Raw genomic sequence first — 24,329 nt, forward strand, 5'->3', positions numbered from 1 at the left:
TCACCTCGCATAGTGCCTTTTTCTTGTTTGATCTACAAATCCACATCGGTCATCCCCTCTGCCCAGCACCCATTCCAACGCTTCTAGATGGTCGCCGACAATCACATACTCGAGCGGCTTCATCCTCTCCCGCTCCCTACGGGGCGGATTCAGCTTGCCTACATTCACATGATGGACAGCCTTCACCCGAAGCCCTAGTCGAATCGCTTTAGCATGAGCAAGCGGAGGTACCGCGAGCGACTCTGCGCCAACTGCTGTTAGAGCAGATCGGCTGAGTGCATGAGGAACGGCAGTCATAGAGGTTCCATTCAAATCCGGCCGCTGCAGCATCGCATTGAGCGCATGCTTAGCGAGCACCACGCTGTGTACGATCGGCTTGGCAGTTGGACCGGAATAGTCATTAAGCGCCACATCGACACCTTCGCGGAGCACAGCAGCTACGAATGGACGCAGTCGAGACGCCGAGATGACCATGTCGCCATCGATGAATAGCAGCACATCGCCACGTGCCGCCTCTGCACCGACTGCGCGCCCGACATCATGGCCTAGCGGTTCCGCATACTCGATTACACGAGCGCCTGCTTTCTTCGCGATAACCGATGAGCCGTCTCTCGTGCCATTCGCGACAACAATAACTTCCGTAGAAGGATGGACTGCGAAAGCTTCCCGAATAACGCGGCGTATCGTTCGACGTTCATTCATCACGGGGATAATGACCGATACGAGCGGTATCGAATCGCTGCGTTCCGTTTCGCCGACCGGTCTGGTGCGGTGCACCGACGATGCAGGACGGCTCAGCTTGCGGCCTGACGGTCCCCTGCGGCGTACAACCCGGCCTCGTGCTCCTCCGGCATCCGAAGACTGCGAGCTTCCACCGACTCTGCCAGAACGAGACCGAATTCCGCTAATTAACAATCGGTTCATACATTAGCCACCTCTTGAATGAATCGCTTGCGGTATATTGTATGTTTGTCAACCTACTTCGCAACGGCGTATGTACGTCAAGGCATTCGTGGCTGGTTATTCCGTGTAGTTGCTGGCATGATGGCCATCTAGAAGCTCTATCAGAATGCGCTATGTTTCCGCTCTGCAAGCTGATTTAAGAGTTCTATTAACCTACTCGAACAATCCCTCTCTACTATGCTGCCCCCCTTCTACTTTTGTACAAAATGCCGCTGCGCTCCGTTTCTCTACCAACTGGCCTTCCACACAAAATGGGCTGTACAGCGACATACGTCGGTACAGCCCATTGGCTTTTTTTATCGGATTAGCCCCGCTTTACCCCGATGGCAATCCAGTTAATGAAGCCTATCGGCTCCATGCTGAAGCGGATGCGGGAGATCGTCACCAAAGCGAATTCCTCCGACTTGCCTTTCAGCGTTGCGATGCAAGCAGGATGATCAGTCATCGCTACGAAGACGTAGCTGTTGTCTTGGAACGACTCCTCGAAAGGAATCATGACCTCACATGTTTCCTCTTGCCCCGTAAAGGCGAATGATGTTAAGCCGCATTGCTGGAACTTCAACTTCGATGCCGCTGGTGCAGTAACCGGTGTGAACGTCAGGTTGCTCTCTGCAACAGCACCAGATGCCAGTTCCCTCGAGCCGATCGCACCGTCTACCAGATGAGCGCCAACAACCGAGCCCGGCTGCAAATGCTTCGACTCGATCGAGCCCTCCATCACGCCTGGCTTGCCGATCAGGCGAATGACATCAGCAGACAGCTTGCTGACACCTACGCTGCCTTCTGCAATCGCTTCGCTCGTAACGGCACCATCGGACAAGTGGTTGGCACTTACTGCATGATCGGCGAGCTTATCGCCTTCGACTACGCCTAGCGTCAGGTGATCCGGCAAAATCGTACCGTATGCGATGTGCGAGGAACGAACCGCCAAGTCAGCTAATTGATCCGAACCAACTGCGCTGCCTGCGATTTTGCTCTCCGTCACAGCGCCATCTGCCAGCTGCTCGCTGCGAACCGAACCGCCAGCCAGCTTACTGACCGTAACCGAGCCGTCTGCCAGCTTCGCTGTTGTTACGACGCCATCGACCAGCTGTACATTGCCTACCGACGAAGTCGCCAGCTTCGCTGCCGTTACCGAGCCATCGACCAGCTTCGCATTCGTTACGGCGTTATCAGTCAGCTTCGCTGCCGTCACAGCGCCGTCCGCCAGCTGCACGCCTCCTACCGAGGCTGCTGTCAGCTTCGCTATCGTTACCGAGCCATCGGCCAGCTTCGATGCTGTCACCGCTCCATCCGTCAGCTTCGCTGCAGATACGGCGCCATCGACCAGCTGCACGCCGCCTACCGATGCTGCCGTCAGCTTATCGGCTGTGACAGAGCCCTCTGCCAGCTTCGATGCCGTTATGCTGCCGTCCGTCAGCTTCTCGGACGATACCGCGCCGTCGATCAGCTGCTCGTTGCCCACCGACGCTGCCGTTAGCTTATCGACTGTGACAGAACCTTCTGCCAGCTTCGATGCCGTTACGCTGCCGTCCGTCAGCTTCTCGGACGATACCGCGCCGTCGATCAGCTGCTCGTTGCCCACCGACGCTGCCGTCAGCTTATCGGCTGTGACAGAACCTTCTGCCAGCTTCGATGCTGTCACGCTGCCGTCCGTCAGCTTCTCGGACGTTACCGCGCCGTCGATCAGCTGCTCATTGCCCACCGATGCTGCCGTCAACTTCTCTGCTGTAACAGAACCTTCTGCCAGCTTCGATGCCGTTACGCTGCCGTCTATCAGCTTCTCGGACGATACCGCGCCGTCGATCAGCTGCTCATTGCCCACCGATGCTGCCGTCAACTTCTCTGCTGTAACAGAACCTTCTGCCAGCTTCGATGCCGTTACGCTGCCGTCTATCAGCTTCTCGGACGATACCGCGCCGTCGATCAACTGCTCGTTGCCCACCGACGCTGCCGTCAGCTTATCGGCTGTAACAGAACCTTCTGCCAGCTTCGATGCCGTTACGCTGCCGTCCGTCAGCTTCTCGGACGATACCGCGCCGTCGATCAGCTGCTCGTTGCCCACCGATGCTGCCGTCAGCTTATCGGCTGTGACAGAACCTTCTGCCAGCTTCGATGCCGTTACGCTGCCGTCCGTCAGCTTATCGGACGATACCGCGCCGTCGATCAGCTGCTCGTTGCCCACCGATGCTGCCGTCAGCTTATCGGCTGTGACAGAATCTTCTGCCAGCTTCGATGCCGTTACGCTGCCATCGGTCAGCTTCTCGGACGATACCGCGCCGTCGATCAGCTGCTCGTTGCCCACCGACGCTGCCGTCAGCTTATCGGCTGTGACAGAACCCTCTGCCAGCTTCGATGCCGTTACGCTGCCATCGGTCAGCTTCTCGGACGATACCGCGCCGTCGATCAGCTGCTCGTTGCCCACCGACGCTGCCGTCAGCTTATCGGCTGTGACAGAACCCTCTGCCAGCTTCGATGCCGTTACGCTGCCATCGGTCAGCTTCTCGGACGATACCGCGCCGTCGATCAGCTGCTCGTTGCCCACCGATGCTGCCGTCAGCTTATCGGCTGTGACAGAACCTTCTGCCAGCTTCGATCCCGTTACGGCGCCATCCGTCAGCTTATAGGACGATACGGCACCGTCAATCAGTTGGTCACAGCCTACAGAGGCTGCCGTCAGCTTATCAACTGTGACGGAACCATCCGCCAGCTTCGCCGCCGTTACGGCGCCATCCGTTAGCTTCGCAGACGAAACGACACCATCGATCAATTGCTGATTGCCTACCGAAGCAGTTGTCAATTTCGCCGCTGTGACGGATCCATCCGCCAGCTTCGCCGCCGTTACGGCACCATTCATCAGCTTTTCGGACGTGACGGCATCATTCATCAACTGTACGCCGCCTACCGATGCTGCCGTCAGCTTATCAGCTGTGACAGCCCCCTCCGCAAGCTTCGCCGCCGTAACGGCGCCATCGATCAGCTTATCGGACGATACAGCACCGTCAACCAACTGCAATTCGCCTACCGATGCGACCGTCAGCTTCTCTGCCGTCACCGAGCTGTCCGCCAGCTTCGTTGACGTTACACTGCCATCGGTCAGCTTGGAAGCCGAAACGATACCATCCGCCAGCTGAAGGCCACCTACCGATGCGGTCGCAAGCTTTGCTGCCGTTACAGCTCCATCGGCCAGCTTCACAGCTGTTACAGCACCGTCCGCCAGCTTATCATTGGATACTGCACCGTCGACCAATTGCACTTCGCCTACCGATGCGATCGTCAGCTTCGCCGCTGTGACGGATTCGTCTGCCAGCTTATCAGCCGTTACAGCGCCGTCCATCAGCTGAACTTCGCCTACAGACGCAGCCGTCAGTTTCTCGGCTGTTACCGAACCGTCCGCCAGCTTCGTTACCGATACCGCTCCGTTCGTCAGCTTGGATGCCGATACAACGCCATCCGCTAGCTGGATATTACCGACCGAGGCTGCCGCAAGTTTCGATGCAGTTACCGCGCCATCCGCCAGCTTCGTCTCTGTCACAGACCCATCTGTCAGCTTCTCCGCCGATACGGCGTTATCCGCAAGCTTGAACAGACTAACCGAACCGTTCTGCAGTTTCGATTCCGATATTGCATCGTCCGTCAAATGAGCGTTATAGATCAACGCTTCCGTCAGCTTCGCCGTTGTCACTGCACCATCAGCCAGCTTGGATTCTGTAACGATGCTATCCGCCAAATGACGGTTTCGAACCGCTGTATCCGCAAGCTTCGATGCGATAACCGATCCGTCGACGAGCTTGGAAGTCGTAACCGAATCCTCGGCGAGCTTCTCTTCTGTAACCGCGCCTTCGACCAGCTTCGATTCCGTCACAATGCCATCTGTCAGGTGGATGCTCTTAACCGCCGAGTAATCCAGCTTCTCTGCCGTCACCGCACCGTCTGCCAGCTTGCCGTACGTGACCGAGCCTGTTGCCAGCTCGCCCGTGCCTACCGAACCGGCAGCAAGGTGAATGCCGAGCACAGCGCCTGGCGCCAGCTTCGCGCTTGTGACGCTGCATTCCATCAGATTATTGGAATCTACTGAGCCGTCTGCCAGCTTCGAGCCCACAATCAATCCATCTTCCAAATGATCCGTTCCAACGGCACCAGCCGCCAGCTTGGAACCTGTCACCGAACCTTCTGCCAGCTTACGCTCACTGACAGACTGATCCTGCAGCTGTAAGCCACTCACAGCGTGCTTAGCCAGGTGCTGCTCGCCTACAGAAGCATTCGCCAGCTTATCGCTGGTTACTGCGCCTGCTGCAAGAAGTGCGGAATCGATCGTTGACTGCTGCACGAATTTCGAAGCGTCCATCAAGCCGCTCAGTTTGCTCAGTGACACCGAGCCGTCTGCCAGCTGCTCCGTGCCAACGCTGCCAGCAATGAGATGTGCACGATGAATACTGCCTTCGGCGAGCAAGCCGCCTGTAACGGTGCCCTGCTTCAGCTTGCTGCCATGCAGACTGCCTTCTGGCGCTTTATCAAAGGACAGCGCATCTCCAGCGAGATGAGCAAGCGTAACGGAACCTTTACGCAGATGATAGCCTTGAATCGATTCTGCCTTGAGATGTTTGCCCGATACCGATTCAAGCATCAGATGCTCGCCGCTGACGGAGCTTGGCGCAATTTTATCACTGTTGACCGCATCCTTTTGGAGCGCTTGACTGCTCACGGCGTAAGGAGCAAGATGCTCCGAACCAACCGCGCCTTGAGACAAATGAATGCTGCGAACCGCACCTTCAGCAAGATGCTTCGCCTGTACGGCGCCGCTCGTCAGGTGTGCGGAGTTGACTGCGCCGTCTTTGAGATGAAGAGGGCCAACACTGCCACTCTGCAGATGATTGGCATTCACGCTCTCATGCGATAGATGTGCCGCCTCAATCGCACCCTGCAGTACATGTTCGGCACCAACGCTGCCCGATGTCAGATGAATGCCGAATACGGTACGCTCCGCCAAATGTCTGCTTCTGACCGAATCGATAGCCAAATGATGCTCCGTTACCGCCTCTTCAGCAAGCTCGCGCGAGGTGATGGCATCTTCCGCAACCAGCTCCGAAGATATTGCACCCGGTGCAACATGCTGGCTCGTCACCGACCGCTTCGCAAGCTGCTCTCTGCCAACCGACTCCTCGGCAAGATGTGCCTGATGTACGGCTCCGTCCAGCAAATGCAAGGCACTGACACTGCCAAAAGCGAGCTTATCTTTCGTTACACTTTCGTTGCCGAGTTTATTCGACGTTACTGCGTAATCCGTCAGCTTATCCGTCGTGATCGATTCCGGAGACAGCTTCAGCGAATTCACCGCATAGTCGGCCAAATGATGCGCGAACACGGTTCCGAAGCCGATGTGCCGCTCCGTTACGGATTGGGACGCGAGCTTCGCGGATGTGATCGCTCCATCCTTCACCGCATCGCTCTCGACGGACCATTCCGCCAGATGGCGGGCCTCAATCGCGCCTGGGCACACATGCGAGGAATCGATCGTTTCCTCCATAATCGCTTCACCAGTAACCGCCCCCTGCGACAGATGGTAGGAGCGAATCGATTCCGGCGCAATTTTGTCGAACGTAATGATTTCGTCTTTCAGATGTGACCGGTCAACTGCGCCTTCGGCAAGCTTCACGCTGCTCACGACACCGTCTGCCAGCTTGCTCCCGACTACCGCCCCGTCTGCCAACTGGGCTGTGCCAACGGCAGACAGGCTAATATTGTCCTGTTCCACCGATTGAAGCGCCAGCTTCCCATTCGTCACAGCGCCATCCTGCAAATGCGCCGTGTCTACTGATTCTTTCTGCAGTGCCTTCGACGACACGGAGCTTTCCGTTAAATGACGCTGTTCGATGCTGTTGTCAGCCAGCTTATCGGCTGAGATCGAGGCGCGGCTAATATGCTTATGCTGAACGATCTCATCGGCAAGCTTCGCCGAAGTCACGCTGTAATCGGCAAGCTTAGAGGAGGTAATCGCATGATCGGCCAGCTTAATCGTCGTGACCGCCTGCTCCGATAGCTTCGTCGAGGTCAGCGACTCATCGGCGATATGACCTCCTTGTACTTGAAGAGGTGCGATGTGCGCTCCGAGTATCGCTCCTGCTTGAAGATGCTCCGAGGAGACGGCTTCGGCGGCCAGTGCGGATGATGTTACGGATTTGGACGCCAGCTCCCGAGCGCCTACTGCCCCTTCGGTCAGATGCTCTCCGGCGATTTCTCCCGGAGCCAAGTGCTTTCCCTGAATGACGCCCATCGCCACATGCTCGGCGAGCAGCAATCCTTGCTTCAGGTGGGCAGAATCAATCGCAGCCTCCGCAATTTTCTCACCCGTTACAGCACCATTTCGAATCTTCGACTTCGTAACAGAACTTTCAGCGAGTTTCGAATTGTTGACCGCTTCGTTCGCTATGCTCTCCGTACGAACCGCGCCGCTTCTCAGCTTAGACGATGTAATGGACTGCTCCTCCAACAGTTCGCCCGTTAAGGAGAAAGGCTTAAGATGCTTAGCATCGATCGAGCCTTCTGCAATTTTATCCGAATTAATGACACGGTCGGCCAGCTTCTCACCCGTAATGCTGCTGTCACGAAGCTTATCGCCGGTAATGGATCGGTCACGAATCTTCTGACCGGAGATCGCATTTTTCGCCAGATGCTCGCCGGTAATAACCTCTTGCCCAAGCTTGGAGGACGTAATCGCGCCGTCGGCGATTTTGATGGAATCAACCGCGTAGTCCGCAATCGAGTCTGTGACAACCGCACCGTTGTGAAGCTTCGTGCTGTCGACCGCCCCGTTTGCGATTTTGTCCGTAATGACAGAGCCGTCCGCCAAATCGTCCGAATAGACAATCGGCTCCGGCCTCTCCGGCTGCCGCTTCTCTTCCAGCTTCGCAAGCTTCTGTGCTTGAAGCTGTTCTTCTTTGACTGCCGCCGCATCCTCTTCCACCTCAGGTACGACGTCAATCGTCTTCTGACCAGCTGCAACTGCCGTCTGGTCGGCAGGCACGAACACAACAATACCTGATTTAGCCGCTTCAACAACTGGGTTGACCGCCTCAACAGGAGCAGCCGCTGACGGGAGCGCTTCGACAGAAGGCGCCGATGCAGCAGGCCGTTCTACCGTATTGAATTCAGGTGGCAGCAGCACGGGCGTATCATTGTTATTCAGCTCGGATGCCTCCGAAGCCGTTGATGCCGCAGCAGTTGTTGGCACGCCTCGAAGTGTGGATGACGTCTTCGAGGTTGGCAGCAGCGACAGCGCGGAACGAAGAGGAATTTTCTTCGCCTTATGCGCCGGTGGAATACCAGGATTATTCACAGGCACAGCAGACTGTACAGCCGCTGAGCTCGAATGAATGGTTACTTGAGACAAAGGTGTCGCCGATGATTCAGCTGCTTTCGGTGTCTCCTTAGCCTCTTGCACAGTTTCTGCCACAGGCAGTTGCTGTTGCTGTTCTGCACTTTCGGATTTAGACCTTACGTTCGCTCCCCCTGGCTTCTTCTTCATTTCATCGAGCCAGCGCAGTTCGGACGTCGAATTCGGATTATCGACATAGAAAAACGGCTTCTGTCCTTTGGGACTCTTCCCTTTCTTGTTTTTCATACATAGCCCTCTCCTTCATCCACCTAAGATGTCATAGGCAATATATGCGTTCACCCATAGGCGCGCGACAAGCAAAAAAAGGCTGCGATTCGATTTCTCGAATTCGCAGCCTTTCTGGCCTCTATTCTTTTACACTTCTAATGCTACACGCTCCTGCGCATTTGGCCGATTCGCCGCAGCGGTGCTGCCGAATCGTTCCGGACGGCAATCGTGGACATCCAGCTCAGGCTCGGCTCCGTCCAACAGATCGGCAACGATGAACGCCGTTCCTGGACTGAGTAAAATACCGTTGCGGTAATGGCCTGCCGCCACGACGATGTCCGGTCTGCCCGAAGGTATGCCGATCAACGGTCTGCCGTCGCGCGTTGCAGGGCGCAGTCCCGCCCAACGCTTCACGGTCGGCTTCCCAGCAAGGAACGGGAAGGAACGATCGGTTGCTCGAATGAGACGTTCAATGCCTCGTTCGGTCACGGTCGTATCGAAACCTGCCACATCCTCCGAGGCGCCGCATACGATTGTCCCGTTGCCTTTGCCCACCCAGTAGGCTTGGCTCGTGAATACCATATGCCGCACTTCTGCAGGCGCTGATTCGAAAGAGCAGATCTGTCCGCGAATCGGATGAACCTCAGGCGAGAAACCAAGTACATCCGCATAGGCGCAAGACCAAGCGCCCGCACTAATCACGAGGCGATCTCCTTCGTAACGCTCGCCCGACACGGTCGTAACAGCAACCCCCGCTTCAGTGCCGCTGTGTACCGCTGCGATCGGACCTGCATAATCGACGAGGCGGACGCCGAGCCGGCGGCAAGCCTCATGCAGCGCAATAACGAGCTTCGGCGCATAGACATGGCTTTCCTCCGGGCAGTAAAGACCGGCAATCGCACGCTCCGTCAGACGCGGCTCCAGCTTGCGCAGCGCTGCGCCATCAACGAACTCAGCACGGGCGCCGCGTTTATTTTGCCATAACAGCCGTGTCTGCATGGGGAGCACATCCGCCTCATGATAGGCGATGTTCAAGCTTCCCGTCCGCATCAGCTCGACGTCCATGCCAGAGCACGCTTCTACTGCTTTCGTCCAAGCATCATACTTGCCGAAGCTGTATAGGCACAGGTCGAAGAACGAATCCGGCTGCTCCGTATTCTCGGAATATGGAGCGAGCATGCCAGCCGCTGCGCCGGATGCCTGCCCGCCGAACCGATCCGGCTCGACGACCGTCACCTGCTTGCCGCGACGTGCTGCTTCGAACGCACATGACAGCCCGATAATACCGCCGCCAACGATAAGGACATGCTCTCCCATTAGAGAGCTCCTTTCGCAGGTGACGCGAACAGCGAATCCTCGGGCGCGCTGCTAGCCGATGCATAACGTTTCTTCGGAATGCGGCCTGCCAAATAAGACAGACGTCCCGCTTCAATCGCCAGCTTCATTGCGAGTGCCATCGCGACGGGATCCTTCGCCTTCGCAACAGGCGAGTTAAGCAGGACAGCCGAAGCGCCAAGCTCCATCGCCTGCGCCGCATCCGCAGCGGAACCGATTCCGGCATCAACGATGATCGGCACGTTTGCTTCTTCGATAATCAAGCCTAGATTATATGGATTCATAATTCCGAGACCCGATCCAATTGGCGAGCCGCCTGGCATAACCGCCACCGCACCGGCTTCCTCCAGCCTTTTGCATAGAATCGGATCATCGGATGTGTAAGGCAGCACGTCGAAGCCTTCCTTCACGAGCTGCTCCGTGGCACGCAGCGTCTCGATCGGATCCGGGAGCAGCGTACGCGCATTCGCGCTAATCTCCACCTTAATCCAGCTGCCAAGGCCTGCCGCGCGGGCCAGCTTGGCGATGCGCACCGCTTCCTCTGCATTGTTCGCGCCCGATGTATTCGGCAGGAACGTATAGTGGCGGCCGCTCAGATGCTGAAGAACCGAATCGTCCTCCACTTCTTCGAGGTTGACGCGCCGGACGGCGAACGTAACGACCTCAGCGCCAGACGCCGTCAGCGCTTGCTGCAGCACATGTGGGCTCGGGAACCGTCCCGTCCCCAGCAGCATACGAGATTGCAGCTTTACCCCCGCAATTACGAGCGAATCTTGATCATTCATCATCATCAGCCTCCTCCTACAAAATGAACAAGCTCAACCGCTGCACCTTCATGAATCGGCGTACAGCTCCATTCCTCACGAACGACAATCTCGCCGTCCAGCTCTACAACGACCCGACGATCCTCCAGACGATGCTGGCAGATCAGCTCCCATACGGTGCGGGCTGTTGTCCGCTGAGCAACACCATTGACAATTACACCGGTTCCGGCAAAATCATCTGCTTGCACCTCGCTCCTCTGCGGAGCTGCAGCATGAAGCCGCGCCTTGAATGCGCGGCATACCGCCGCTGGATCGTCGGCTCCGACGATCTCGGATACGGCGCAGACGCGTGATGCACCGGCTGCGATAACCGTGTCGACATTGCCGAGCGTAATGCCGCCAATGGCAACGAACGGGATACGAATCTGTTCAGCCGCTTCCTGCACGTAGCTCGTCGTCACCGCCGCTCGACCAGGCTTCGTTCCCGTCGGGTAGACCGGACCGACGCCGATATAGTCGGCACCGCCTGCCTGCGCAGCCAATCCCTGCTCGATGCTGTGCGTCGAGATGCCGATAATCCGATCCGGCCCGAGCAGCCTTCTTGCCTCAGCGAGCGAAAGATCGTCCTGCCCAAGATGCACGCCGTCTGCCTCTGCTTCCAGTGCGATGTCGATATGATCGTTTATAATAAGCGGAACGCCATAACGTCTCGTCAATTGACGAAGCTTGTGGGCGTTCTCGCGAATATCCTGCTTCGATGCGGTTTTGTCCCGCAGCTGTACGATGTCAGCCCCGCCGATAAGCGCTTGCTCGATGACGTCGATCATCGACCGGCCTGGATGATAATTCGTACCTGTAATGACATATAGCTGGAAATCCAGCTTCTTCGATGTTGAATCAGCCAACGATACTCTCCCCTTCCCTATGCGGCTGCAGCATATCCGTGCACAGCCGTATGGCTTCTCCTGCGTCGCTCGTACCTTGGACAAGCACACGGCCGTCAGAGAACAAGACAAGCCGCTTGCCATCCGGCAGCTCGGCCTTGGTTAGATATGGATTAACGGTTAGTGTGCATCCTCTCTCCTCCAGTAAAGGACGAACAACATCAAGTGCGATTGCTTCCCCAAGCGTTACCTGTACCGAATCACGCCCGCACATAACTGCCGCTTCAATCGCAGGCTTGTCGTCTTGACGGAGACGGTTATCGGCCGTCGAAGCGCCTGTGCCGCAGCACGCGCAGCGGCTTCTGCCGCCCGGCAGCTTCAGCTCCCGAACGCGGAACGTCCAGATGTCTGCTGTCACCCATGTGCCCCGCATCGCCTCGCGGTTGCCGCTCAGCCACTTGAGCGCTTCAGCGGCCTGAAGCGAGGCGACGAACTCAACAGCGGGCGAGATGACGCCCACGGTATCGCATGTATCGGTGCCATCGTCAGCCGCGCTGTCGCCGATCAGGCAGCGAAGGCATGCGGTCCGGCCCGGGATGAGCGCTGCGCTCATTCCTTCCGAAGCTGTCACGCCGCCGTAGACGAGCGGGATGCCAAGGCTGAAGCACGCATCGCTCAGCGCGAGCCGCGTCGCCGCATTGTCGGTGCCATCGAGCACGAGGTCGACGCCTGCGAGCAGGTACCCTAGCGTCCGCTTGCTGACATCGACGACATGCGCCTCGATACGAACACCGCCATTCATCCGCTTCAGCTTACGCGCTGCGGCAACTGCCTTTGGCGTTGCGCTGCGCGCATCCTCCTCGTCGAACAGCATCTGCCGCTGCAGATTGCTCGGCTCGACATAGTCGCGATCGGCGAGACGAACGACGCCAACGCCAGCGCGCGTCATATGCTGCGCCAGCGAGGCGCCGAGCGCGCCCGTTCCGACGACAAGTACACGTGCGCTGCGCAGTCGATCCTGTCCCGCCGAGCCAATCGGCCCGAATCGAAGCTGACGTGAGTAGCGGTCCTCAAAGGCCGCCTCATCCTGCACGGCTTCGTAGATTTCGATCGGGTGCTGTGCCATTTTATCCATAAATCGAGCTGCCCCCTGTCCGGAATGCAGCAGACTTCTCTTGCATGCCTATTTCTATCGCTTCTTCCGTGTCGAGGCCGTGATCCGCCGCGTAGTCCCGGATGTCCTGCGTAATGCGCATACTGCAAAACTTCGGTCCGCACATCGAGCAGAAGTGAGCCGACTTCGCCGCTTCTGCAGGCAGCGTCTCGTCGTGGTACTCCATCGCCCGCTCAGGGTCGAGGGACAGATGGAACTGATCGCGCCAGCGGAATTCGAACCGCGCCTTCGACAGCGCATTGTCGCGAATTTGCGCACGCGGATGGCCTTTGGCAAGGTCTGCGGCATGCGCCGCTATTTTGTAAGCAATAACGCCTTCGCGCACATCATCCTTGTTCGGCAGACCCAAATGCTCCTTCGGTGTTACGTAGCACAGCATCGCCGTACCGAACCAGCCGATCATCGCGGCGCCGATCGCCGACGTAATGTGGTCATAGCCCGGTGCAATGTCCGTCGTCAGCGGTCCAAGCGTGTAGAACGGCGCCTCCGAGCAGATCGCCATCTGCTTGTCGACGTTCTCCTTGATCATGTGCATCGGCACATGGCCCGGTCCTTCGATCATGACCTGCACATCATGCTTCCATGCGATCTTCGTCAGCTCGCCGAGCGTCTCCAGCTCCGCGAACTGCGCAGCGTCATTCGCATCCGCAATCGATCCTGGACGCAGTCCATCGCCGAGCGAGAAGGAGACATCGTAAGCTTTCATAATCTTGCAAATTTCCTCGAAGTGCGTGTACAGGAAGTTTTCCTGATGATGCGCCAGACACCACGCCGCCATAATCGAGCCGCCACGCGATACGATGCCTGTTACCCGCTTCGCTGTCAGCGGTACATAACGCAGCAGTACCCCTGCATGAATGGTGAAGTAATCGACGCCCTGCTCCGCCTGCTCGATGAGCGTATCGCGGAATACTTCCCACGTCAGATCTTCAGCAACGCCGTTCACTTTCTCCAGCGCTTGATAAATCGGCACCGTACCGACCGGCACTGGTGAATTCCGAATGATCCACTCGCGCGTTGTATGAATGTTCTTGCCCGTCGACAAATCCATGATCGTATCCGCGCCCCAACGAGTCGCCCACGTCATCTTCTCGACTTCCTCGTCAATCGAAGAAGCGACGGCGGAGTTGCCGATATTGGCGTTGATCTTCACGTGGAAGTTGCGCCCGATAATCATCGGTTCGCCCTCTGGGTGGTTAATGTTCGCTGGAATGATCGCTCGGCCTTCGGCTACCTCGCAGCGCACGAATTCCGGGTCCATTCCTTCCCGAATCGCGATATATTCCATCTCCGGCGTAATGATGCCGCGGCGTGCGTAGTGCATCTGCGTCACATTGCCGCCAGCTTTCGCCCGCAGCGGTTTACGGAACAAGCCCGGAAATGGCTCGAGTCCCTTGATCGCAGCGCGTTCCTCGCTTGCAAAACCGTTATCCTCCGGCTTGATCGCCCGGCCCTCATAGCTCTCCGTATCGGACCGTGCTTCGATCCAGCGGCCGCGCACGGAAGGGAGGCCCTGCCGAATATCGGCTTCGTAATTCGTATCTGTATATGGGCCGCTCGCGTCATAGACGCGAATAGGCTCGTTGCTCGTCTCTTGGTCCCGAATAACGCTTGGCGCTAACGCAATCTCTCTCATGGGCACTTGTATATCAGACTGTGAGCCCTGTATGTACACTTTACGGCTTCCTGGCAGCGGCCTCGACAATATCGGCATCATGAATTCCTCCTAAAGATTTTGTGATTGCTGTGTCTACCGGCGATAGATAGACTTGCAGCCCTTAGATCAGGCTGCTTACCGAGCATCAACAAAAGCAAATAGGAATCCCTAGGAGGCGCACGCCTGCACAATCACTTCCCTACGCCGAAGCCGGATTATTCGTTCTGAAGCATTCTCTTGTAATAAGAGCTTGCTAGAAACCAAAAAAGCCGCTTCCGGCGAGGGAAGCGGCTAATAAGCGCTGTCGATCGCACATTACTCACGGATGTCTGAAACGATGCAGCTAAACCGCATTAGCGGCAGCAATCGCAGCAACAATAGACCTTGCTTCCTGAGTAATATGACAAGACGACCATTTCGCAATTAGACCACTTTCCTACGCTGGCATGACCCAGATCAGGTTCAAAGGGACCAAAGCATCACGCTTTATCTCAGCCCGTAAAGGCGCCCCTAGTGGATTTCCTGAACAAACTATACCCCCATGTTCTGAAGGTGTCAACCCTGTAATTTCCACCCGAATCTGCTGTTATGCAGCGCATTGGTTATACCGGTGCGCACTGTATATCGTTCAGCCGCTGCCTGCCAGGTGAAATACGTTTCCGCCTTCTCGCGGCTTCGTCTTCCCATTTCCAGCCGAAGTTGGTCGTTAGTGAGCAGGTGGTCAAGCTTCGTTAACATATCGGCCGTCAAGCTGGATGGCTCGGCAAGCAGCCCCGTTTCGCCGTCCTGCACGATCTCGCTAATGCCGCCGATTCGCGAAGCAACGACGGGGATCCCCGCTGCCATCGCTTCGACGTTAACGAGTCCGAATGCTTCGCGGCGCACAGATGGCACAGCAAGCACATCCGCCCCGAGCAGCCAGTCGGGCACCTCGTTGTAGGGCACGTAAGGAATGAATCGGACGCTGCCCCCAAGCTTTGCGGCTGCTCGCTTCAGCCTTCGAGAATAGACAGACGTACGCTTCGATCCATACTGAGGACTGCCGACGATGACAAGCATCGCATTCGGATGCCGCTTGAGCAGCTTCGGCATCAGCTCGATCAAGTGATGGACACCTTTGAGCGGAATAAGTCTCCCGAGATACAAGATGACTTTGCGGTCCGTCCAACCGTAGGCACGGCGCAGCCGATTGCGTCTTGCCCCGCCTTCTGATGATTGAACAGATGGGAAACGGTGCATATCGGTGCCGAGATGCACGACGACGATTTTGGACGCGGCCTCCGGCGCTTGAGCAGCTACAATCGACCGCAAATAGTCGCTGTTGACGATTATTGTCTCCGCTAGTCTAAAGCTTTGACGAAGTTGAAAATTAGAAATATGCCGAGGCTGAATAAAGGTCGAAGAGTGCAAATTAAGCCACATGCGCGCATACGGATGTTGTCTGCTTAGTCGTATGAGCAAATGCGGCCTATTTTCCACCTCGATAATGTCTGGCTTGAACGTTGTCATCGCCCTGCTTACGGAAGCGGCATAACGGGATTTATTCGCTGCTGCGAACCGTTCACAGACGACGCCCTTCCACACGCCCTTGCGCGGCAGACCTGCTGCCGTACGTCCATATATCCGCGGCTCCACCGAGCCTGTCAGCAGCGGAACGATATGCTCGATCACCCGCTCAACCGAACCGCCCGTAAGCGAAGGCAGCGGGTAGGCGCCAGGCGTAACATAAGCGATCTTCAGCGGTCGTGACATGCTCGCGGGCCTCCTCCTCCGCACGTTCGTGCGCATGCGGGAATATGCTACGACAGCATACGCGGCACCGCTGCCACTCGTAACACCATCTGCTCGAAACAGGCACGAATAAAGGCGTCTGCTTATCTGCTGCTGTCATTGGACAAGAACGCATTCGCACCGATCCGGGCTGTTGCGTACAATAACACGTAGCCCCCGCCGATTAGAAAGGCCGGATTGAGCAGCACGCTATGTACTTCGGTCATATAAACCGTATCATCGCGTATGACACGTAAAATGCTGCCGCTGACAGCCGCTCCTGCGACAATTAGTGCAAATGACGCCAAGCCGTCAGCCAATCTTCTGACTGCCGTCCATCTAACGAAACACCATATGAGAACAACCGTCACAATTGCTAGACTTATTCCAATCGTCCATTCCATCCGCGAGTCTTCGCTCCATTCATGATCTTCTTAATCTTCTTCATCTTCGTAGCTTCGTAGCTTCGTGATCGAAATTGTATTCTCAGCATTGGCTCAATTGGTGGGTGTTAAACCAGTATGGACTTTTCGGTTGCATCGATTGCACCAATGGACTACAATCGTATTCAAACGTATGGAAAGGAATCGTCGCCATGATTAAACTTGCTGCTCTTTCGATTCAATTTCATCATTTCAGTCAGCGTTAGCACCCCTGTAAATTCTCAGGGAGGGCTAACGCTTCTCGCGTTGGCCTCCCTGCCGCATACAAGCGCGCGGGACCAGAGGTCCGGCGCGTTTTTTATTTTGCAGCCAAGGTGAACCAACTGTCGTCCTTTAAACGACGCACTGCTTGGACTTGGAGAGAGGGGATAACGCATGATGTCTAATGTGAAAGGTACAGTCGATTACTATGGAGTAGAGCAAGCCCAGCGCAGCCGAATGATCCGGCAAATGGAGGAGCTGTTCACGCTGTATGATTACGAAGCAATCGAGACGACGATTTTGAACGAAATGGAGCTGCTGACGGCCAAATATTCAGGCGGCGACGAAATTGTGCAGGAAATGTATACGTTACGTGACCGCGGACAACGTGAGCTTGGCCTGCGCTATGATTTGACGGTTCCTTTCTCCAAGCTGGTCGCTGCGTATGCAGGATTGCCCATGCCTTTCCGGCGGTACGAATTCGGCAAAGTGTTCCGGGATGGTCCCGTGAAACGCGGTCGGCTTCGTGAATTTACTCAGTGTGATGTCGATGTCGTAGGCATTCAAGGCCCAGAGGCTGAGGCCGAGTTGTTATCACTCGCTGCCCGGGTATATGAAACGTTGGGCATTCCTGTTGTGCTTCGCTGGAACAATCGGCGTTTTCTTGCCGAATGGCTGGCGGCAGCCGGCATTCCAGAAGAGCTAGGACAGACGGTCATGTTAACGCTAGACAAAATAGCCAAGCTAGGCCTCGATGCCGTTCGCGCCGAGCTGATCGATAAAGGTGTAACATACAGCGCCGCTGACACGGTGCTTCATGCAATTATGGCTGATGAGCAAAAGGAGCCTGTGGCAGCATTCGAACGGCTCTGTACCACATTCGGCATTAGCGATCTGCCCGGAGCCGGAGAAGTCCGCGCCCTGATGGGGCTGCTGGATGCAATCGGCTTATCGCCCGTTTGCAGGTTCGATCCTTCGCTGTCGCGCGGCTTGTCTTTTTATACAGGGACCGTCTATGAAGCTTTCGATGCGAGCGGCAGCTACTTGTCTTCCCTTGGCGGCGGCGGTCGTTATGATGCGATCATCGGTCAGTTGGCTGGCAATCCAGCAGTCCTCTACCCGACGGTCGGCTTCTCCTTCGGGCTTGAGCCAATCATGGCGCTTGCGCGTGAACGGCTTGTTCCGATTGAGGCTGCACCTGTAGTCGTGATTCCGATTGGCGGGATGGTTGCTGAGGCTATGCGTACAGCAGAGGCCATTCGTGCCTGCGGCATTCGAACTCGCTTATCGCCTGTTGGCCGCAAGGTCGGCAAAGCGCTTGCTTCGGCAGCGTCGGCAGGCTCCCGATTTGCCATCCTTATCGGAGAAGATGAGACAAAATTAGGAAAAGTACAGTTGAGAGATATGGAAGCAAGAATTGAGGAAACACTGGCTTTAGAAGAGGCCATTTATCGGATAGAACGAGTACTGCTGTGAGCCGGACATGTGTGATGAGCCGCGTCGAATTATATTGATTTGTCGACGCGGATATGTCACACTAGTCGGAGATTATCGCAGCTGTGTGCTTAGAGAAAGGACGTGAAGGGATCGGCATGTGGACTTGGTTGTTTCGCGCCCTGACCGAATTGACTTCCCGCAAATCGATTTCTCGGCTGGCCGGCAGTATCGCCCAATCATCGGCGAGCCGCAGGTTTATTCCTCGTTTCATTCGCGTGTACAACATTCGGGTCGAGGAAGCCGAGAAGCCTTTGAAGGACTACAAAACATTAAATGAGTTTTTCACCCGCAGGCTGAAGCCTGGTATGCGTACCGTGGACACCGACCGGACGGTCGTTGTCAGTCCTGTCGATGCGCTCATAACAGGCGCTGGACCAATCAGTGCAGGTACGATCGTCAATGTGAAAGGACAAGACTACACGATTGACGAGCTATTGAATCAGTCGCCGCGGACCGAGAACTATAAGAACGGCTATTACGCTGTCCTTTACTTAAGCCCGTCCGACTATCACCGCATCCATGTTCCGGTTGACGGAACGATTGAGGAGCGCGATTATATTCCCGGCAAGGTGTATCCGGTCAACGAATTTGGCCTGCGCCATATGCGCCGGGTGCTCAGCCGCAACGAGCGGCTCGTAACGTACATACGCAATCACAGTGGTGAGACAGCCGTCGTAAAAGTCGGCGCGTTGAACGTCAGCAGCATCCGTTACACAGAACCACAAACACGGCAAGCCGAAAAAGGCGCCGAGCTCGCCTACTTCGAATTCGGATCGACCGTCGTCCTGCTCATGGAGGACGACACATTCATCCCACGCGCCGACCTCGCAGTCGGCCTGCGCGTCAAGATGGGCGAACGCCTCGGTACGCTTAGCAGCGAATAACAGAACAGCCCGCCGGCCCTGCTTGATGCAGGGGCCGGCGGGCTGTTTATTTGATTCGAGGTGGATGCGGGCGCTCAGGCGACTGTTGATTAGAGGCGGATTTTCGCTCCTATCATTCCAGTGTTTGTTCAACTGGCTGGTTAGAGGCTGTTTATCGCCTCTATCCGCTCCATGTGCGCTCAGCTGGTTGGTTAGGGGCGATATTTCACTCCTAACAACCCCATGTGCACTAGTCAGGTTAGTTAGAGGTGTTATATCGCCGCTCCTACTGGTCAGCAGATCAGTTAGTATACTTTTTCCTACCTTATCTCGTCCGTCCGCGCCTCACCAACCAGTTAGTATACATTTACCTATCCTATCCCGTCCGTCCGCGCTCCACTAACCAGTTAGTATACTTTTTCCTAACCTATACCGTCCGTGCTCAACTGATCATTTAGTATACTTTTTCCTATCCTATACCGTCCGTTCGCGCTCCACCAACCAGTTAGTATACTTTTTCCTATCTTATCTCGTCCGTTCGCGCTCCACCAACCAGTTAGTATACATTTACCTATCCTATCCCGTCCGTCCGCGCTCCACTAACCAATTAGTACACTTTTTCCTATCCTATCTCGTCCGTTCGCGCTCCACCGCCCAGTTAGTATACTTTTACCTACTCTATTCCATCAGCTCACACTTAACCGTCCGCTCTCTACTCTTGCCCACGCTGCAGCAGCGCCACACCGTACGGCTCAAGCTCGACGCCCCCGATTCCATCCCGTCCGTCGAGCAAACTGCGCATCGCCATTGGCAGCTGCAGCTGCTTCGGCTCGCGGGTCAAGTTCAGGACGAACCATACCTTGCGTCCATCGTCGCTTCCACGCAATGTCACCTGCACGCCTTCCGACAAATTCGCCCAGCGCTCTACCCCGCAATCGGCAGCCAAACTGCCAAGCAAGTCGGACCAATACGCCTCCTCCGGTACCGTCCCGACATAAACGACTGTACCCTTGCCATAACGATTCGACGTAACCGCAGGCGTACCCGTGTAGAAGCCCGTGCCTTCGCCATAGCGCGCCAGCACCTCTGCCGTTGACGGCTCCAGCAGGTCGCACCATTGCGCACACTTGTACACAGCACCATCAGCAGCTACCAACTGCTGCGCGTCATGGCCGACTGGGTCGTACTCCGTTACGACCACGCCGGCTGCTTCAGCCAGTGGGCCAGGCAGCGGCTGCATCCAGCAAATGTTATGCTCATTCTTCACGCCTGTCCTCGCTGACAATACCAACGTACCGCCACCAGCCGCATACTGCTTGAGTGATTCCGCTGTTGCTTCATCAAGCAGATAGAGCGCAGGTGCAACAACCAGCTTGTACGAGTCAAGCGATTCCCGCCAGTCGATCACGTCGACACCAATTCCCTGCTTCACGAGCGCTCGATGAATCGGCTTGAGGTTCTCATAATAATCGAAGCCTTCGGACTGCGGCTGCAATTGGAACGCGGAATGATGCTCATGCGAATACAAGATTGCCGCTTCGCTTCGTACACTTGTTCCTTCCAACAGCGATGCCACCCGATTCACTTCTTCCGTCAATTGAGCAAACTCCGCAAACCTTCTGCCGGGCACATTGCTATGATCAATCAGACCATGCCAGAACTGCTCCGCACCAACCGTCCCGCTTCTCCAGCGAAAATGAACAACCGCGTCCGCGCCGCGAGCGAAGCTCTGCCATGAGAAGGCGCGGATGAATCCCGGATATGGCGCGCGCCACATTGGCATCCATGCGCCCGGCGGTCCACTAAGCTGCTCCATTATCCAATAGTTACGCCGCTTGAAGCCGCGCACCCGATCAAGCAGCAGCGCGCCGCTGTACGGGTTTGTCGCGATTTTGTCCGGACTCGTGTTCGGATAGTAGTCGAAGGATGCGAAATCGAGCGGTGCATACAACCTCGGATTATCGAGCGGGATCGGCGCCGTCCATGTATTGTGCGTAATGAAGTGGTTCGGACATAGTCGACGAACAATATCGACCTGAATCTGTTGGAACGCAATGATTGAATCATTTTGGAACCGACGGAACTCCAGCAGCAGCGATGGATTCTGGTAAGGCGACCCGCCGATCGGCGTCCGAACCTGCGACCAGTCACTGTACTCACCACTCCAGACGACGGTTCCCCATGCCCGATTCAGCGCATCGAGATCTCCATTGAACTGTTCCTTCACCCGATCTCGGAACTTGCTCGTGCACGCCTCACAGTGGCATAGGTTCAACATGAACTCATTGTCCGTCTGCCACCCGATCACCGCTGGATGGTTCCCATAACGAGCAGCCAGCTTCTCGACAATCGCCGTCGTACGGCTTCGCATCGAAGGACTGTTGTAGCAGCGATGTCCTCTTACGCCTGCCTGCTGAGGATGTCCTTGTCCATCGATGGGCAGCACATCCGGGTAATTCGTCGTCAGCCACACCGGCGGTGTCATCGTCGGCGTTCCAATGACTACCTCCAGCCCATACCGATGGAACAAATCGATGGCTTCATCCAGCCAGTCGAATTGGAACACACCTTCCTGCGGCTCCAGCCTGCTCCAAGCAAACTCCGCTACACGCACAACACGTACGCCTGTTTCTTTCATCAGCCTAGCATCCTGCTCCCACATAGAGCGATCCCAATGCTCGGGGTAATACACCACACCAATCTTCATCCTAGCATGCCCTCCATCTCCGTTATCCTGTTGTTATGTACATGACCTTCATTCCGAATAATTTTTGTGATGCTTCGTGATCAAAAGCGGACTTATTGAGGAACTACATCTCAAAAAATAAAAAACGCCGCCCATCAGCGGATCTCTGATGGATTGCGTCCCGTATACTGCTTAAACTGCCTGCTGAAGAAAAATATATCGCGGTAACCGAGTGCATCTGCCACCTCGGTCACGTTCATGCCTGCATGCGCAAGCAAATGCTGCGCACGGTCAATGCGTGTTTGAATCATGTACGATTGTACCGACTGTCCGATATATTCCTTGAATTTGATTGAAAAATATCGCGGCGACAGCTGTGCCCGCTTCGCCAAGTCTTCAACGCGATGCGGAACGCCCGGATGCTGGCGAATATAGTTGGCAATTTCATGGATGACTTCCGTCAGTTGGTTGCTTCCGCGCTTCTCAATAAGCGGCTCCTGATCAGTACGGAGCAGATGGATCATCATCTGCTTCAGCAGCAGCTTGGCCTCTTCCTCGGCAGCGAATGTCTTGACGAGGAACAGCCGAACATAACGAGAGAGCAAATATTCGAAGTCAACCGTCTCGTCGAACACGCGATAACGATTCGGCACATATTGGGTTTGCTCACTTACGTCAAAATGAATATACGTCAGTACTAACGGCTTTTGCGGATTATGTGTTGCGCTTGTGTAGTCGCCAGGGCGGAATAAAAAACAGCTTCCTGCGCCAATCTCATATACAGCGCCATTGAGTTCAAGCTCACCTTCACCGCTCCACACATAAAATAGGTCATAATTCGCCATCGGCTTCTCTCGACGGGCCCATTTCCATGCTGGTTCGCAAGAAATTTTGGCAAAATAAGAGAGCAATACGAATGATGATGATGGCACGTCCAGCATAGCGTCCCTCCATCTTAGGTCCATTTGGGGTCATCATACCGCACTCGAATTTTTTTTACAATGAAAATGACCCCTTATATTTAAAAAATGTTATAATATCACTCGATAGCTGACATCGCCAGGTAACATTTGCGGTGATCCAATATTGAACCCATTGTTCGGAAGGATGGAATCAAGTCATGAACCCACTTGCTCAGCAATTGAACGAAACGCTGGAGCGCGAAACTCCCCACGTATATGCGATGTTGTCCAGCTTAGGTAAGAGCATCTACTTCCCTAAAGTCGGCATTCTGAGTCAATCCGCTGAAGCGAAAGCAAAAGCAAAGAAATTTAATGCAACGATCGGGATTGCAATCGAGAATGGTCAACCGATGCACCTGAAGGTCATCCAAGACACACTGTCCGCTTATGACCCGAAGGACATTTATGAATATGCACCACCGGCTGGTAAGCCAGAGCTGCGCAGCGCATGGCGCGCGAAGATGATCAAAGAAAACCCTTCGGTTGAAGGCAAAGGCTTCGGTACGCCAATCGTAACGAATGCACTGACACATGGTCTGAGCATTGTCTCCGATCTGTTCGCTGATGTAGGTGACGCGGTCATCATTCCGAACAAAAACTGGGAAAACTACGAGCTGACATTCGGCGTTCGCCGCGGTGCTGAGATCGTTGAATATGAGCTGTACAATAGCGACAACCAATTTAACGCTGCCGGCCTCCGCGATGCGCTGTTCGCACAGAAGGACAAAGGCAAAGCAATCGTCATTCTGAACTTCCCGAACAACCCAACAGGCTACACGCCGGGTCCAGCAGAAGGCGATGCAATCGTCGCTGCGATCCGTGATGCTGCAGAAGCAGGCATCAATGTTGTCGCGGTAGCAGATGATGCATACTTCGGCCTCTTCTTCGAAGACTCGCTGCATGAGTCGCTGTTCGGCAAGCTTGCTGGCCTGCATGAGCGTGTGCTCGCTGTTAAGGTTGACGGCGCAACGAAAGAAGAATACGTTTGGGGCTTCCGCGTAGGCTTCATCACGTACGCATCCCAATCCGAAGCAGCCCTTGCTGCTCTGGAGCAAAAAACGACGGGTATCATTCGTTCGACGATTTCCAGCGGTCCTCACCCTTCGCAGACGTTCGTTCTCCGCGCGCTGCAAGCGCCTGAGTTCGAAGAGCAGAAGGCTGAGAAATACGCCATTATGAAACGCCGCGCTAACCGTGTAAAAGAGCTGCTCGACAGCGGCCGTTACGGTGACGTGTGGGACTACTACCAATTCAACTCCGGCTACTTCATGTGCCTGAAGCTGACGAAGGTTTCCGCGGAAGCGGTTCGTCAGCGCCTGCTGTCCGAGTACGGCGTTGGTACGATCGCCCTCGGCGACACGGACCTGCGCGTCGCATTCTCGTGCATCGAGGAAGGCGATCTGGAAGAGCTGTTCGATACGATCTACAAGGCAGTTACGGACCTGCTGAACGCGTAATAATGATGACCTAAGCCTCCCGAATTTAACCTATATGGTTTTCGGGAGGCTTTTTTCACAACAGATGGCT

At 55.6% G+C, this 24,329-nt stretch carries 14 protein-coding genes and 1 riboswitch; of the genes, 3 read left to right on the forward strand and 11 right to left on the reverse strand.

Annotation, left to right across the window (positions count from 1 at the left end; genetic code table 11):
• From DFQ01_RS04120 to DFQ01_RS04160, 9 genes are all read right to left on the reverse strand, one after another.
• Window positions 1–924, reverse strand: coding sequence for a glycosyltransferase family 2 protein (locus DFQ01_RS04120; protein WP_110042608.1), 924 nt, complete (start codon window positions 922–924; stop codon window positions 1–3).
• 343 nt (window positions 925–1,267) lie between these two features.
• Window positions 1,268–8,584 (reverse strand): WIAG-tail domain, encoded by a 7,317-nt coding sequence (locus DFQ01_RS04125; RefSeq protein WP_110042609.1) that lies wholly within the window; start codon window positions 8,582–8,584, stop codon window positions 1,268–1,270.
• A 129-nt stretch (window positions 8,585–8,713) separates the two neighbouring features.
• Complete coding sequence (gene thiO / locus DFQ01_RS04130) at window positions 8,714–9,883, reverse strand: glycine oxidase ThiO (protein ID WP_110042610.1); 1,170 nt, start codon at window positions 9,881–9,883, stop codon at window positions 8,714–8,716.
• Complete coding sequence (locus DFQ01_RS04135; protein WP_110042611.1) at window positions 9,883–10,692, reverse strand: thiazole synthase; 810 nt, start codon at window positions 10,690–10,692, stop codon at window positions 9,883–9,885. Before DFQ01_RS04135 ends, thiO begins: the two co-directional genes overlap by 1 nt.
• Entirely contained in the window at window positions 10,692–11,570 is an 879-nt protein-coding gene (gene thiE, locus DFQ01_RS04140; protein WP_245946518.1) for a thiamine phosphate synthase, read from the reverse strand. Before thiE ends, DFQ01_RS04135 begins: the two co-directional genes overlap by 1 nt.
• The gene (locus tag DFQ01_RS04145) at window positions 11,563–12,684 is read right to left on the reverse strand and encodes a ThiF family adenylyltransferase (protein ID WP_342769978.1); all 1,122 of its coding nucleotides are present in this window, start codon (window positions 12,682–12,684) and stop codon (window positions 11,563–11,565) included. The genes thiE and DFQ01_RS04145 overlap by 8 nt, the downstream gene beginning before the upstream one ends.
• On the reverse strand, window positions 12,677–14,437 hold the full coding sequence (gene thiC / locus DFQ01_RS04150; RefSeq protein WP_110042612.1) for a phosphomethylpyrimidine synthase ThiC: 1,761 nt from the start codon (window positions 14,435–14,437) through the stop codon (window positions 12,677–12,679). The genes DFQ01_RS04145 and thiC overlap by 8 nt, the downstream gene beginning before the upstream one ends.
• Window positions 14,438–14,796: 359 nt before the next feature.
• A riboswitch (TPP riboswitch) is annotated at window positions 14,797–14,902 on the reverse strand.
• A gap of 33 nt (window positions 14,903–14,935) precedes the next feature.
• Window positions 14,936–16,132, reverse strand: a complete 1,197-nt coding sequence (locus tag DFQ01_RS04155; RefSeq protein ID WP_110042613.1) for a glycosyltransferase family 4 protein — start codon at window positions 16,130–16,132, stop codon at window positions 14,936–14,938.
• A gap of 122 nt (window positions 16,133–16,254) precedes the next feature.
• A complete protein-coding gene (locus DFQ01_RS04160; RefSeq protein ID WP_110042614.1) occupies window positions 16,255–16,554 on the reverse strand; it encodes a hypothetical protein in 300 nt (99 codons plus the stop codon).
• Between the two features lie 414 nt (window positions 16,555–16,968).
• Here DFQ01_RS04160 and hisS point away from each other — a divergent pair, with 414 nt between their 5' ends.
• Together hisS and asd are read left to right on the forward strand one after the other, a co-directional pair.
• Window positions 16,969–18,270, forward strand: coding sequence for a histidine--tRNA ligase (gene hisS / locus DFQ01_RS04165; RefSeq protein ID WP_245946519.1), 1,302 nt, complete (start codon window positions 16,969–16,971; stop codon window positions 18,268–18,270).
• A gap of 116 nt (window positions 18,271–18,386) precedes the next feature.
• On the forward strand, window positions 18,387–19,175 hold the full coding sequence (asd, locus tag DFQ01_RS04170) for an archaetidylserine decarboxylase (protein ID WP_110042615.1): 789 nt from the start codon (window positions 18,387–18,389) through the stop codon (window positions 19,173–19,175).
• A gap of 691 nt (window positions 19,176–19,866) precedes the next feature.
• On the opposite strand, the gene DFQ01_RS04175 is transcribed toward asd, so the two are convergent.
• Together DFQ01_RS04175 and DFQ01_RS04180 are read right to left on the reverse strand one after the other, a co-directional pair.
• Complete coding sequence (locus DFQ01_RS04175) at window positions 19,867–21,861, reverse strand: beta-galactosidase (protein WP_110042616.1); 1,995 nt, start codon at window positions 21,859–21,861, stop codon at window positions 19,867–19,869.
• Between the two features lie 134 nt (window positions 21,862–21,995).
• On the reverse strand, window positions 21,996–22,781 hold the full coding sequence (locus DFQ01_RS04180) for a helix-turn-helix domain-containing protein (protein ID WP_110042617.1): 786 nt from the start codon (window positions 22,779–22,781) through the stop codon (window positions 21,996–21,998).
• A 179-nt stretch (window positions 22,782–22,960) separates the two neighbouring features.
• Between DFQ01_RS04180 and DFQ01_RS04185 the strand changes: the two genes are divergently transcribed.
• On the forward strand, window positions 22,961–24,259 hold the full coding sequence (locus DFQ01_RS04185; RefSeq protein WP_110042618.1) for an aminotransferase class I/II-fold pyridoxal phosphate-dependent enzyme: 1,299 nt from the start codon (window positions 22,961–22,963) through the stop codon (window positions 24,257–24,259).
• Window positions 24,260–24,329 lie beyond the last annotated feature (70 nt).

It is taken from the genome of Paenibacillus cellulosilyticus, from assembly GCF_003182255.1.
Lineage (GTDB): Bacteria > Bacillota > Bacilli > Paenibacillales > Paenibacillaceae > Paenibacillus_T > Paenibacillus_T cellulosilyticus.

Bases quoted from the DNA above. Each gene is read 5' to 3' on its own strand.
- DFQ01_RS04120 (WP_110042608.1), bottom strand. From the start codon at position 924: ATGAACCGATTGTTAATTAGCGGAATTCGGTCTCGTTCTGGCAGAGTC.
- DFQ01_RS04125 (WP_110042609.1), bottom strand. From the start codon at position 8,584: ATGAAAAACAAGAAAGGGAAGAGTCCCAAAGGACAGAAGCCGTTTTTC.
- thiO (WP_110042610.1), bottom strand. From the start codon at position 9,883: ATGGGAGAGCATGTCCTTATCGTTGGCGGCGGTATTATCGGGCTGTCA.
- DFQ01_RS04135 (WP_110042611.1), bottom strand. From the start codon at position 10,692: ATGATGATGAATGATCAAGATTCGCTCGTAATTGCGGGGGTAAAGCTG.
- DFQ01_RS04145 (WP_342769978.1), bottom strand. From the start codon at position 12,684: ATGGATAAAATGGCACAGCACCCGATCGAAATCTACGAAGCCGTGCAG.
- thiC (WP_110042612.1), bottom strand. From the start codon at position 14,437: ATGCCGATATTGTCGAGGCCGCTGCCAGGAAGCCGTAAAGTGTACATA.
- DFQ01_RS04155 (WP_110042613.1), bottom strand. From the start codon at position 16,132: ATGTCACGACCGCTGAAGATCGCTTATGTTACGCCTGGCGCCTACCCG.
- DFQ01_RS04160 (WP_110042614.1), bottom strand. From the start codon at position 16,554: ATGGAATGGACGATTGGAATAAGTCTAGCAATTGTGACGGTTGTTCTC.
- hisS (WP_245946519.1), top strand. From the start codon at position 16,969: ATGATGTCTAATGTGAAAGGTACAGTCGATTACTATGGAGTAGAGCAA.
- asd (WP_110042615.1), top strand. From the start codon at position 18,387: ATGTGGACTTGGTTGTTTCGCGCCCTGACCGAATTGACTTCCCGCAAA.
- DFQ01_RS04175 (WP_110042616.1), bottom strand. From the start codon at position 21,861: ATGAAGATTGGTGTGGTGTATTACCCCGAGCATTGGGATCGCTCTATG.
- DFQ01_RS04180 (WP_110042617.1), bottom strand. From the start codon at position 22,781: ATGCTGGACGTGCCATCATCATCATTCGTATTGCTCTCTTATTTTGCC.
- DFQ01_RS04185 (WP_110042618.1), top strand. From the start codon at position 22,961: ATGAACCCACTTGCTCAGCAATTGAACGAAACGCTGGAGCGCGAAACT.